Genomic DNA, 12,632 nt, shown 5'->3' with positions numbered 1-12,632 from the left:
GAAATACACTGAGAACAGCACTGCGGAAGAAGGCCGACATCGTGCCTTCGCCGGCCGGGATCAGCGTAAACGACGCCGTGTCCCGCGCCATCAAGACAGTCCTTGCCAGTCTGGAAGACTCCAAGGCCGAAAACATCGTCTCAATCGACATTCAGGGAAAATCGAGCCTCGGCGACTACATGGTCGTCGCGTCGGGTCGATCGCACCGTCATGTCTCGGCTGTTGCCGATCATCTCCTCAAGGCGTTGAAGGATGCCGGCCTCGGCACGGCGCGTGTCGAGGGGCTGTCCGGCGCCGACTGGGTCCTGATCGATTCAGGCGACATTATCGTCCATGTCTTCCGCCCCGAAGTCCGCGAATTCTACAATCTCGAAAAGATGTGGCAGGCGCCGGACCTCGAGGAAGAGACCTTGCACTGAGCCGGTTGGTTTGGATGCGTGCCGTGGTTCCTGGCCCATTGACGATTTTCGGGCGACACGCATCGGCGGCCTCTGAGGCGAGGATGAAGATTACCGTTCATGCCGTGGGCCGGATGAAAAGCGGCCCCGAGAGAGAACTCGCCGACCGCTATTTCGAGCGTTTCTCCAAGAGCGGCCCGGCTGTCGGCCTCGAATTCTCCGGCATCGCCGAGATCGCCGAAGGCCGCGCCCAGAACGCCGATGAACGCCGGCGCGATGAAGGCGCAAGGCTGCAGGCGCAGTTGCAGCCCGGCTCGGCGCTGATCCTGCTCGACGAGCGCGGCAAGAACCTGTCCTCGGAAGATTTCGCCGGCCGCATCGGCCAATTGCGCGACGCTGGCCGCAAGGCGCTGGCGCTGGCCATAGGCGGCGCCGATGGCCACGATCCGTCGTTGCGCGCCCAGGCCGAGCTGGTGATGTCTTTCGGTGCGCTGACATGGCCGCACCAATTGGTGCGGGTGATGCTGGCAGAGCAGCTCTACAGGGTCTCGACGATCCTGTCCGGCCACCCCTATCACAGAACCTGAAGGTCGCATCGCACCGAATTCCGCCCCAATGCCGCGCAAGATCACGGCTTCGGGCCGGCTTTCCCTATTTTGCTCACCGGTGTGCGAAACCGCTGCACAGTTTTGGGCGATGCGCATTAATATGGTTGATGGTTCGTTAACGAAGCCGCAGATAGAGTCCATCCCGCATGGCTGAAGGCTGGAAATCGACGACGGGCTCATCGACAGCGGGCTCCTGGCGCGCGCGCTGCGGCATCGCGGCGGCGGTGGTCATCCTTTCGCTCAATGCCGCATGGGCCGAGAACACGCTCGACATGGCCCCCGATCCGGACCAGAGCCGCGCCGAATACGAACAGATCTCCAAGGAGATAAGCCTGTCGTCCGAGCGGCTGGCCAAGCTGGCCGCCGACATCGCCGCGGTCAAGAAGGACCACGCCTCGATCACCGCCGCGCTGATCCAGTCGGCAATGACCGAGCAAAAGCTTGGGCAGGACATCGAGGACATCGGCGCCAAGCTGGAGGGGCTGAAGACCCAGCAGCAGAAGATCCGCGCCTCGCTGATGGCGCGGCGCGACGTGCTGGCGGAGGTGCTGGGCGCATTGCAGCGCATGGGACTGAACCCGCCGCCGGCGATCCTGGTCAAGCCGGAGGACGCGCTGTCGTCGGTGCGCAGCGCCATCTTGCTTGGCGCCGTGGTGCCTGAATTGCGCCAGCAGACCGACAGGCTCCTGGCCGACCTCAAGGAGCAGACAAGAGTGACGGCCTCGATCGAGGCCGAGCGGGCACGGCTGACGGCGGCGGTCGGCGAGCAGACTGCGGAAAAGAAGCGGCTCGGCATGCTGCTGGAAGCCAAGCAGAAGCTCGAAGCCGACACGCAGGCGCAGTTGTCGGCCGAGCGACAGCATTCCGAGGCGCTCGCGGCCAAGGCCAGCAGCCTGAAGGAATTGATCGCCTCGCTCGAAGCCCAGGCCGAACGCAACCGCAAGGCCGCGGATGCCGCAAAGGCCGCGGAGGCCGGCCAAGCCGGCGGCGACAAGGCGGGCGGCGACAAGGCGGGCAGGGATAAGGCGGGCGGCGATATGACGGCGTCGCTGCCGGTTCCCGAGGCCAACCGGCTTGCCGCTGCGGCACCCTTCTCGGCGCTGCAAGGACAGATCGCGCTGCCGGTCATCGGCCGCATCAAACGCCGGTTCGGCGCCGAAGACGGTAACGGCGCGGTGATGCTTGGGGACATGGTTGCGACACAATCGGGCGCCATCGTCACCGCACCGGCGGATGGGAATGTGCTTTATGCGGGGCCGTTTCGCTCCTACGGTCAACTCTTGATCCTGAATGCCGGCGACGGTTATCATGTCGTCTTGGCGGGGATGAGCAGAATCAGCGTCGCAACCGGCCAATCAGTGCTCGCAGGAGAGCCGGTCGGTGCGATGGGAGAGGCCCGGGTGGCAAGCACCTCGGCTTCGAAGAATGGAAATGCCACGCCGGAGCTCTATGTCGAGTTCCGCAAGGATGGAAAACCCGTCGATCCGGCCCCATGGTGGGCGGACCGTTTTTCTGGAAGGACGTGAAATGATGCGGAAACTGTCGCTTCTGTTTGCCGGTGCGCTGATGGGCGCGTCCGCCATGAGCCTGGTCTATGGCGCGCCCGGCTCGGCAGCGAACGCTGCGGGGTCGGAGACCTACAAGCAACTGGCGATCTTCGGCGATATCTTCGAGCGGGTGCGGGCGCAGTATGTGACGCCGCCCGACGACAAGTCGCTGGTCGAGAACGCCATCAACGGCATGCTTGCCTCGCTCGACCCCCACTCCTCCTACATGAACGCCGAGCAGGCGCAGGACATGCGCGTACAGACCAAGGGTGAGTTCGGCGGCCTCGGCATCGAGGTCACCATGGAGAACGATCTGGTCAAGGTGATCACGCCGATCGACGATACGCCGGCCGCCAAGGCGGGCGTGCTGGCCGGCGATTACATCGCCAAGATCGACGGTGAGGAGGTTCGTGGCCTGACGCTGAACGACGCGGTCGACAAGATGCGCGGCCTGGTCAACACGCCGATCAAGCTCACCATCCTGCGCCAGGGCGCCGACAAGCCGATCGAGCTGACGGTGGTGCGCGACATCATCAAGGTCAAGGCGGTCAAGTTCCGGGTCGAGAACGACATCGGCTACATGAAGATCACCTCCTTCACCGAAAAGACCTATGACGACCTCGAGAATGCCATCGACACCATCAAGAAGCAGGTGCCGAACGACAAGCTCAAGGGCTATGTGCTCGATCTGCGCCTCAATCCCGGCGGTCTGCTCGATCAGGCGGTAAGCGTATCGGACGCCTTCCTCAACCGTGGCGAGATCGTTTCGACGCGCGGCCGCGATCCCAAGGACGTTACCCGCTTCGACGCCAAGTCCAAGCAGGTCGACGATATCGGCGGCAAGCCGCTGATCGTGCTGGTCAATGGCGGATCGGCCAGTGCGTCCGAAATCGTCGCTGGCGCGCTGCAGGACCTGCGCCGCGCCACGGTGGTCGGAACGCAGTCCTTCGGCAAGGGTTCGGTGCAGACCATCATCCCGCTTGGCGAGAACGGCGCGCTCAGGCTGACGACGGCGCTCTATTACACGCCGTCCGGCAAGTCGATCCAGGGCAAGGGCATCACGCCCGACATCAAGGTCGACCAGCCGCTGCCGCCGGAACTGCAGGGCAGGGACCTGACGCGCGGCGAATCCGACCTCAAGGGCCACATCAAGGGTGCCGACGAGAGCTCGACCGGTTCGGGCTCGGCAGCCTATGTGCCGCCGGATCCGAAGAACGACCTCCAGCTCATCTATGCCGAGCAGCTTCTGCGCGGCCAGAAGACCGATCCGTCCTTCCCGCCCAATCCGCAGAAGGCTGTCCTCAACCAGTAACAGGTGGCGGCCAACAACGGGTCTGGCCGCCCGATGGAAGCAATGCGATGCTGCCGGGACCGAAAGGTTCCGGCAGTTTGATTCGGGGGTAACGCGAATCCCTCGATACAGGGCGCCAGGGGTGCGCCGGGGTTGAAGAATTCGCGCATGTCTCTTCGAAAGGTTCCATGTTCGAAGCCATGCGGACGGGGACAGGGCTTGGCTGATATCGGCAAGGACATCGAACGACCGCTCGGACTGACTGTCCGTCCGCCGCGCGCCGCCGGCAAGGTCAGCGTGGGTGCGCTCGTGGCTGCGTTCGTCGTGCTGGCCGTTGTCGGCGTCTCCGGCGCGATCGCGCTCAGGGACAAGCCGTTTCGCAAGCCGCAGGAAGTCGCGGTTTCGACGCCGAAAGTGGTGCCGGAGCCGACCGCTGCGCCGTCCGCTTTGGCGCCGGTCACGACGCCAAAGGCGGAAATGCCGGCCAAGGCTGGGGGCCCGCAGATCATCCATGTGCAGACAGAGGAAGGCGATGGTCCGCCCAAGGCGGCAATCGTCATCCGCGATCCGTCGACCATCGGCCAAAACCTGAAGATCGCGCATATTCCCGACAGGGCGCTGATCGAGGCCGGCGATGCCGGCCCCTTGCCGGTGCGCGCCGCAGACGGCCGGCGGCCCTTCGATGTCTACGCGCGGCCGTGGTCAGGCGCGCGCGGCGCCCGCGTGGCGATCGTCATCGGCGGGCTCGCGGTTTCACAGACCGGCACCCAGGCGGCCATCGCCAAGCTGCCGGCGGAAGTGACGCTGGCGTTCGCGCCGCAAGGCAACAGCATCGGCCGCTGGATGCAGGCCGCCCGGCAGAGCGGCCACGAGATCGTCATGCAGGTGCCGCTCGAACCGTTCGACTATCCCAATGTCAACCCCGGGCGCAACACGCTGACGGTGGCGGCGAGCGCGGAAGAGAACCTGAAGAACCTGCGCTGGGCACTGTCGCGGACGACGAACTATACCGGTGTCATGAACTATATGGGCGCGCGGTTTTCCGCCGACCCGGCGGCAATGGAACCCTTCATGGCCGAGCTCGGCAAACGCGGGCTCGCCTATATCGACGACGGCTCGTCGGCGCGTAGCCTGGCGCCGGATCTGGCGCTGAAGGACGGCGTGCCCTTCGTCTCCGGCGACACGGCGATCGACGCCGTGCAGGATCGCGGCGCCATCCTGAAGAAACTGGACAGCCTGGAGGCGACCGCCCGTGCCAAGGGAACCGCGGTCGGCATCGGCTCCGCTTTCGACCTGACGGTCGACACGGTGTCGTCATGGGCGGCCGAGGCCAAGAAACGCGGCATCGAGATCGTGCCGATTTCAGCGGTGGCGATCGATCCGCAAAAGGGCTAGCCACCGGGAAACAGCTTGAAAGACTGAATGATGCCGAAGACGAAGAAGGTCGACCGCGAGACGCTGCCCTACCGTCCCTGTGTCGGGCTGATGATCCTCAACGCCGAGGGCCTGGTCTGGGTCGGCCATCGTATCGCCGAGCCGGACAGCGAATTCGCCGGCACCACGCAGCTCTGGCAGATGCCGCAAGGCGGCATCGACAAGGGCGAGGAGCCGCTGCAGGCGGCGGAGCGGGAGCTCTATGAGGAGACCGGCATGCGCAGCGTCTCGCTGCTCGCCGAGGCGCCGGACTGGATCAACTATGATCTGCCGGACCACCTCGTCGGCGTCGCCTTCAAGGGGCGCTATCGGGGTCAGACGCAGCGATGGTTCGCCTTCCGCTTCCATGGCGATACCAGCGAGATCCAGATCAATCCGCCGCCCGGCGGCCACACCGCCGAATTCGACAAATGGTCGTGGCGGCCGATGCAGGAGCTGCCCGACCTGATCGTGCCGTTCAAGCGCAAGGTCTATGAAGACGTGGTGACGGCGTTCCGTCACCTTGTGCCATAGCCGGACGGGCCGCGGCCGCGGTTCAAACGCCAGCGGTTGCCGCGCCGGTTCGACCGTCTTATTGATGTCCATCCGCCACAAGAAGGGCCGCCATGCACGACGCCCCCAAAAGATCGCTGCCCGAGGAAGCCGACGCCACAAGCGAGGCTGCTGCCGGGGCCATCCTCACCATCGACCTTGGCGCGATCCGCGAAAATTACCGGCGGCTGAAGGCGCGGCTGGGCGGCGTGCGCTGCGCGGGCGTGGTCAAGGCCGACGGCTACGGTCTCGGCGCCGCGCAAGTGGCATCGGCGCTGATGAAGGAAGGCTGCGACATCTTCTTCGTCGCGCTGCTGTCCGAAGGCATCGCGCTGCGCAAGGCGGTGGGGGCCGGACCGGACATCTACGTGCTGAACGGGATGCCGCCGGGTTCCGAGCCGGAAGCGGTGGCGGCTGGCTTGTGCGCCGTCATCAACAGTGGCGCACAGTTGCAAGCCTGGCGCGCAGCGGCACACCGCGCCGGGCGCCGGCTCCCGGCTGCCGTCCAGGTCGACAGCGGCATGTCGCGGCTTGGAATGGCGCCAGCCGAGGTCGAGGCGGTGGCCGTGGATGTCGGCGCTTTCGATGGCATCGACGTCAGATATGTGATGAGCCACCTGGCCTGCGCCGATGAACCGCGCCACCCGGCCAATGAACAGCAGAGGCTGGCATTCGCGCGGTTGCGTGCCATGCTACCCGTGGCGCCGGCCTCGCTTGCCAACTCCTCCGGCATCTTTCTAGGCCCGCTTTATCATTGCGATCTCGCCCGGCCCGGTGCCGCCCTCTACGGCATCAACCCGACGCCTGGCGAAGCCAACCCGATGCTGCCCGTGGTCGGGCTGCAGGCCAAGGTGGCGCAGACGCGCAGTGTCCAAAAGGGCACTGGCGTCGGCTATGGCCACAGCTACCATGCGCAGGGCCCGCTCAGCCTGGCGACGATTTCATTCGGCTATGCGGACGGCTGGCTGCGCCGCTCCGCTTCGGCCGCATGGTTCGAGGCGGTGCGCCTGCCTTTCCTCGGGCGCGTGTCGATGGACTCGATCATTCTCGACATTTCCGCCTTGCCGCCCGGCCGGCTCGGAGAGGGCGACCTGGTGGAGTTGCTAGGGCCCTCACAGAGCGTCGACGATGCTGCCGACCATGCCGGCACCATCGGGTATGAAATCCTGGCCAGCCTCGGAACGCGTTTTCACCGGCGCTATCTGGGCGGTTGAGCGGTTTGGCCGCGCTTGACAAGCGGGCGCCATTCGGCAAGCTTTGGCACATGAGCAAGCTCGCTTATATCAAAACCTTCTTCAGGGTCTGCCCGATCGCGGGATCGTAGCCCCGGCGCGGCCGCCTTCCGGCGTCCGTCCGTACCGGGGCATCCATCCATCCACAATCGCCATCAAGCCGAACAGCCCTTCGCGGCTGCCGGCCTTTCATCACGCCGCCGCCAGCGCGCCGGCAGGCGCGCATCCGCTCGATGCGCCGGTCCATGAGGTTTGCCATGCAACACGCGAAAGAACTGCGTCCAAACAGCCATCTTCTGATCAGCGACGCCGACCATGACAGGCTGACGGGCCTTGCGAGGGCTTTGCTCGATCGCGCGCCCGAGACGGCCGAGGAGCTGCTTTCGGAAATGGACAGGGCCGTCGTCAGGAGCGCGGCGGCGATGCCGGCCGGTGTGGTGCGAATGGGTTCGACGGTGATCGTGCGCGGCGAAAGCGGCGACGCCCAGCGCATCATGCTGGTCTACCCGGGTGAGGCCGACATAGCCGAGAACCGGATCTCGGTGCTGACGCCGATGGGAACCGCGCTCATTGGCGCGAGCGTCGGGCAGACGGTTTGCTGGAACGGTCGTGGCGGCCGGGAACTGTCAGTGACCGTCGAGGCCGTCGATGCGCCGGCTTCCGGCCCGCGACGAGCTTGATGGCGGAGGCGGTGATGACGAGCACGAATTGCTGCCTGACGACGAAGGACTTCGCCGTCCTCGAAGTCATGCTGGAGCGCCGGCGGGCATTCGCGGATCCGATCGTGCGCATGCTCGAACACAAGCTTTCAGGCGCCGATGTCGTGCCGATCGATTCGGTCGGCCCCGACATCGTTACGCTGAACAGCAGGGTGGTGTTCGGCGTCGATGCCGGTCCCGCCGAGACGCGAACCCTGGTGCAGCACGAGGTGCGCGGGCCGGTCGGCTCGAGCCTGTCGGTCGCAACGAGGCGCGGGCTCTGCATGCTTGGCATGGCGCAAGGCCAGACGGCAACGGTCGAACACGCCGACGGCAGGCGGGAGTCGATCCTGATCAAGGCCGTGCTCTACCAGCCCGAAGCTGCCCGGCGCACGGTCAGGCAGAAAGACCAGGCTGACGAGCGGAGACCGCACGGGCTCAGGCTCGTCTACAGTGCCGCAGCCGATTGGCGGCCTCTTGGCGAGACGGCCGGAATGCGGCAGACAGAAGAAGACGACCCCGGTCCCTCGGCGGCGTGAAATGGGCAACGGCGCGTGGTCTCGAAGATCGACATCGATTTTCGCTCGGGATCATGCGCAAATCAAAAATACGGCCGCGTCCACGGGCGTCCTGAGGACGCTCGGCGCGGCAAGGAGTGAATGAATGAAAATCATGGTGCTGGGCAGTGGCGTGATCGGGGTGACCACGGCCTATTATCTCGCCGAGGCTGGCCACGAGGTGACCGTGATCGACCGCCAGAAAGGGCCGGGACTGGAAACCAGCTTCGCCAATGCCGGCGAGATTTCGCCCGGCTATGCCTCGCCTTGGGCCGGGCCCGGTATCCCCCTCAAGGCGATCAAATGGCTGCTGATGAAGCATGGTCCGCTGGTGGTGCGGCCGGCCTTCGATCCACATATGTGGACGTGGCTGGTCAAAATGCTGCGCAACTGCACCGCCGAACGCTACGCGGTCAACAAATCGCGCATGGTGCCGCTGGCCGAATACAGCCGCGACACGCTGAAGGCGCTGCGCGAGGCAACCGGCATAGCCTATGACGAGCGGACGCAGGGCACGCTGCAGCTGTTTCGCACGCAAAAGCAGCTCGACGGCACATCAGGCGATGTCGAGGTGCTGAAGAGATATGGCGTGCCCTACGAAGTCCTCGACCAGGACGGCTGCATCGCGGCGGAACCGGCTCTGGCCGCAGTGCGCGAAAAATTCGTCGGCGGCCTGAGGCTGCCGGGCGACGAGACCGGTGACTGCAAGATGTTCACCGACAGGCTGGCCGAGCTTTGCGTGGCACGCGGGGTCAAGTTCGAATACGACACGACGATATGGCGCGTCATCCGCAGCCGCAACCGCGTCAACAATATGAGCACGAGCAAGGGCTGGCTGACCGCCGACGCCTATGTGATGGCGCTGGGCAGTTATTCGTCGGACTTCATGCGCCGGATGAAGCGGCCGATCCCGGTCTATCCGGTCAAGGGCTATTCGATCACGGTGCCGATCAAGGATGCCGCCGCCGCGCCGGTGTCGACGGTGATGGACGAAACCTACAAGGTCGCGATCACGAGGCTCGGCGACCGCATCCGCGTCGGCGGCACGGCCGAGATTTCCGGGTTCGACCTCCGGCTGCACGAATCGCGACGGCGCACGCTCGAACACTCGGTCGGCGACCTGTTCCCGGGAGCCGGCGCCATGCGGGAGGCGACGTTCTGGTGCGGCCTGCGGCCGATGACGCCGGACGGGCCGCCGCTGATTGGGCGCACGGAGCTTTCCAATCTCTACCTCAACACCGGCCATGGAACGCTCGGCTGGACCATGGCTTGCGGCTCGGCCAAGGTGCTGGCCGACATCATCTCGAACAAAGTGCCCGATATCGACGCCCGCGCGCTGGCGCAGGAGCGCTATCTGAAATAGACGCCGCCCGCTCGCCATCGGCGGGCGCGGCCGGGGGATATCGCGTCAGAACGCCTGTTTCACCCAGCCCTCGTCGAACAGGAGCCGGTAAGCCCACCGGATGGTCACTTCGGTGGCGACCGATTGGAATGGGGGAGATACTCGTCATCTGGCGAAGAAGGCGGGGTCGAGCACCATCATGCCGTTCTCGGTGTCGTGGAAGAAGCTGCGATGGCCGACATGCGTCAGACGAAAAGATTTCTCTCCCGCTCCACCGCCTTTGTGATGAAGGAGGCAACGATCTGGACGCGGCGCAGCGGCCTGACCGATTCGTGATAGACCAGCCAGTAGGCACGGCGGATGGGCGCCACCACGTCGACGGCCACCAGTTCCGGCATCGAGCGGGCGACGAAAGTGTGCAGGATGCCGATGCCGGCGCCCGACCGCACCGCTTCGGCCTGCCCGAGCGCGGAGGAAATGGCGAAGCTGGTGCGCCAGTCCGCGCTGAATTCGGCGGCGTAGTCGAGCGATGGGCTGACGATGAGGTCCGGCACATAGCCGATCAATGTGTGCCGTCCCAGCTCGGCAGCGGTCTGGGGCAGGCCGTGGGCTTCAGCATAGGCACGTGAGGCAAACAGGCCGAGCGAGTAGTCGACCAGCTTGCCCGCTACCAGCCGGCCCTCGGTCGGGCGCTCGACGGTGATGGCAATGTCGGCCTCGCGGCGAGACAGGGAGAAGGAGCGCGGCACCGGTACGAGCTGAATCGTCAATTCACGGTGCAGCGCGGTCAGTGCGCCGAGGCGCCGGGCGAGGAACGCGACGCCAAATCCGTCCGGCGCGCCGATCCGCACCGTGCCCGAAACGTCGTCGCCTTCGCCCGATATTGTCGAGCGGGCGGCGATCATGTCGCCCTCCATGCGCTCGGCAATGTCGAGGAGGCGCTCGCCGGCGGGCGTCAGCTCGCTGCCGGTGGTCAGCCGGCGAAAGAGTTTCGTGCGCAGCGCGTCTTCAAGTGCGGCGATGCGGCGCGAGACGGTGGCGTGGTTGAGTTCGAGCCGCCTCGCCGCGCCAAGGATTTGCCCGGCGCGCGCCACGGCGAGAAAGATGCGGACGTCATCCCAGTTCATGGGGATGGTCCGGATGACAATTTTCAATGTCGCGTTCTGTGGTGAAGGAATTCAACCTGCCAATCCTTGGGCGTCGTCTTCGTGATCCTTCCCATTTGCGAGAATTGATGCTCTCCCGTCAACCGGTGTCTATTTTCCGCACAACGGTTGCGTTCTCCCTCGCGTTGCCATCGGCGTGCCAAAGGCGGACAATGCACCATCACAAACCCAGGGAGAGACATCATGATCGAATACGGTCATTTCATCGGCGGCAAGCGTGTCGCCGGCACCAGCGGTCGCAAGCAGGACGTGATGCAGCCGATGGACGGCTCTGTGCGCGGCACGGTGGCGCTGGCCTCGCAGGCGGAACTGCGCGCGGCGGTCGAGAACGCCAAGGCGGCGCAGCCGAAATGGGCCGCGACCAACCCGCAGCGCCGTGTGCGCGTCCTTATGAAGTTCCTTGAACTGGTCGCCCGCGACTATGACGAACTGGCCGACATCCTGGCGCGCGAGCACGGCAAGACGATCGCCGATGCCAGGGGCGACATCCAGCGCGGCCTCGAAGTGGTCGAGGTCTGCATCGGCGCGCCGCACATGATGAAGGGCGAATTCACCGACGGTGCCGGCCCCGGCATCGACGTCTATTCGATGCGCCAGCCGCTCGGCGTCGTCGCCGGCATCACGCCGTTCAACTTTCCGGCGATGATCCCGCTGTGGAAGATCGCGCCTGCGATCGCCTGCGGCAACGCCTTCATCCTGAAGCCTTCCGAGCGCGACCCGGGCGTGCCGATCCGCATCGCCGAGCTGTTCATCGAGGCGGGCCTGCCTGCCGGTATCCTCAACGTCGTCAACGGCGACAAGGAAGTCGTCGACGCCATCCTTGACGACCCCGATATCAAGGCTATCGGCTTCGTCGGCTCGACGCCGATCGCTCATTACATCTATTCGCGCGGCACTGCGTCGGGAAAACGCGTGCAGTGCTTCGGCGGCGCTAAGAACCACATGATCATCATGCCCGACGCCGACATGGACCAGACCGTCGATGCACTGATCGGCGCGGGCTACGGATCGGCCGGCGAGCGCTGCATGGCGATCTCGGTGGCGGTCCCTGTCGGCAACGACACCGCCAACCGGCTGATGGAAAAACTGGTGCCGCGCGTCGAAAGCCTGAAGGTCGGCCCCTCGACGGATTCCGCCGCCGATTTTGGCCCGCTGGTCACCGCTCAGGCGCTGGAGCGGGTGAAGGGCTATGTCGATATCGGCGTCAAGGAAGGCGCCAAGCTGGTCGTCGACGGTCGCGGCTTCAAGATGCAGGGCTACGAGAACGGCTACTATATGGGCGGCTGCCTGTTCGACAACGTCACGTCGGACATGCGCATCTACAAGGAAGAGATCTTCGGGCCGGTGCTGTCGGTGGTGCGCGCGCCGACCTACGAGAACGCCATCAAGCTCGCCAATGACCACGAGATGGGCAATGGCGTCGCCATCTACACGCGCGACGGCGACGCCGCGCGAGACTTTGCTTCCAGGGTGCAGGTCGGCATGGTCGGCGTCAACGTGCCGATCCCGGTGCCGATCGCCTACTACACGTTCGGTGGCTGGAAGGCGTCGTCCTTCGGCGATCTCAACCAGCACGGTCCGGACGCGTTCCGCTTCTACACCAAGACCAAGACGGTCACCTCGCGCTGGCCGTCCGGCATCAAGGACGGGGCCGAGTTCGTCATCCCGACGATGAACTAGCCGGACGCTTGTCCGCTTGCGCGTCCTTCGGCTGCGGCCGCGCGGGCCGGCAGGACCACCCAAAAATCTACGGCCCGAGTCCCCTGGCTCGGGCCGTTTATTTTGCAAACGCTAATGTGATGGAACCGGCGAGGGCGCCAGGACTTAG

The 12,632-nt window shown here is 65.3% G+C and carries 12 protein-coding genes; 11 read left to right on the top strand and 1 reads right to left on the bottom strand.

Annotated features, from left to right (window positions below; translation table 11 throughout):
* Positions 1-41 precede the first annotated feature (41 nt).
* The 10 genes from rsfS (at position 42) to FJ867_RS01300 (ending at position 9,659) form a co-directional block, all read left to right on the top strand.
* A complete protein-coding gene (gene rsfS / locus FJ867_RS01345) occupies positions 42-419 on the top strand; it encodes a ribosome silencing factor (protein ID WP_135902362.1) in 378 nt (125 codons plus the stop codon).
* Positions 420-502: 83 nt separating this feature from the next.
* Positions 503-985, top strand: a complete 483-nt coding sequence (rlmH, locus tag FJ867_RS01340) for a 23S rRNA (pseudouridine(1915)-N(3))-methyltransferase RlmH (RefSeq protein WP_140517517.1) — start codon at positions 503-505, stop codon at positions 983-985.
* A gap of 167 nt (positions 986-1,152) precedes the next feature.
* A complete protein-coding gene (locus FJ867_RS01335) occupies positions 1,153-2,532 on the top strand; it encodes a murein hydrolase activator EnvC (RefSeq protein WP_140662830.1) in 1,380 nt (459 codons plus the stop codon).
* Between the two features lies 1 nt (position 2,533).
* Positions 2,534-3,865, top strand: coding sequence for a S41 family peptidase (locus FJ867_RS01330; RefSeq protein ID WP_181165202.1), 1,332 nt, complete (start codon positions 2,534-2,536; stop codon positions 3,863-3,865).
* 198 nt (positions 3,866-4,063) lie between these two features.
* On the top strand, positions 4,064-5,239 hold the full coding sequence (locus tag FJ867_RS01325; protein ID WP_140525019.1) for a divergent polysaccharide deacetylase family protein: 1,176 nt from the start codon (positions 4,064-4,066) through the stop codon (positions 5,237-5,239).
* Positions 5,240-5,269: 30 nt separating this feature from the next.
* Positions 5,270-5,791 (top strand): RNA pyrophosphohydrolase, encoded by a 522-nt coding sequence (locus FJ867_RS01320; RefSeq protein ID WP_140493512.1) that lies wholly within the window; start codon positions 5,270-5,272, stop codon positions 5,789-5,791.
* Positions 5,792-5,883: 92 nt separating this feature from the next.
* Complete coding sequence (gene alr, locus FJ867_RS01315; RefSeq protein WP_140816304.1) at positions 5,884-7,023, top strand: alanine racemase; 1,140 nt, start codon at positions 5,884-5,886, stop codon at positions 7,021-7,023.
* Positions 7,024-7,298: 275 nt separating this feature from the next.
* Positions 7,299-7,721: a nucleoside diphosphate kinase regulator gene (rnk, locus tag FJ867_RS01310; protein WP_140517521.1), complete on the top strand. Its 423-nt coding sequence runs from the start codon at positions 7,299-7,301 to the stop codon at positions 7,719-7,721.
* 14 nt (positions 7,722-7,735) lie between these two features.
* Complete coding sequence (locus tag FJ867_RS01305; protein WP_140517522.1) at positions 7,736-8,278, top strand: nucleoside-diphosphate kinase; 543 nt, start codon at positions 7,736-7,738, stop codon at positions 8,276-8,278.
* 124 nt (positions 8,279-8,402) lie between these two features.
* Positions 8,403-9,659, top strand: a complete 1,257-nt coding sequence (locus FJ867_RS01300) for a D-amino acid dehydrogenase (protein ID WP_140517523.1) — start codon at positions 8,403-8,405, stop codon at positions 9,657-9,659.
* A 224-nt stretch (positions 9,660-9,883) separates the two neighbouring features.
* Here the strand turns inward: FJ867_RS01300 and FJ867_RS01295 are convergent, their stop codons facing one another.
* The gene (locus tag FJ867_RS01295) at positions 9,884-10,765 is read right to left on the bottom strand and encodes a LysR family transcriptional regulator (RefSeq protein ID WP_140580113.1); all 882 of its coding nucleotides are present in this window, start codon (positions 10,763-10,765) and stop codon (positions 9,884-9,886) included.
* 222 nt (positions 10,766-10,987) lie between these two features.
* Between FJ867_RS01295 and FJ867_RS01290 the strand changes: the two genes are divergently transcribed.
* Positions 10,988-12,484 (top strand): CoA-acylating methylmalonate-semialdehyde dehydrogenase, encoded by a 1,497-nt coding sequence (locus tag FJ867_RS01290; RefSeq protein WP_140517525.1) that lies wholly within the window; start codon positions 10,988-10,990, stop codon positions 12,482-12,484.
* Positions 12,485-12,632 lie beyond the last annotated feature (148 nt).

Origin of the sequence: Mesorhizobium sp. B2-5-3 (assembly GCF_006441005.1) — a bacterium.
GTDB lineage: Bacteria > Pseudomonadota > Alphaproteobacteria > Rhizobiales > Rhizobiaceae > Mesorhizobium.
The sequence above is the reverse complement of the archived record's forward strand: the minus strand, read 5'-3'. Positions and strand labels throughout refer to the sequence as shown.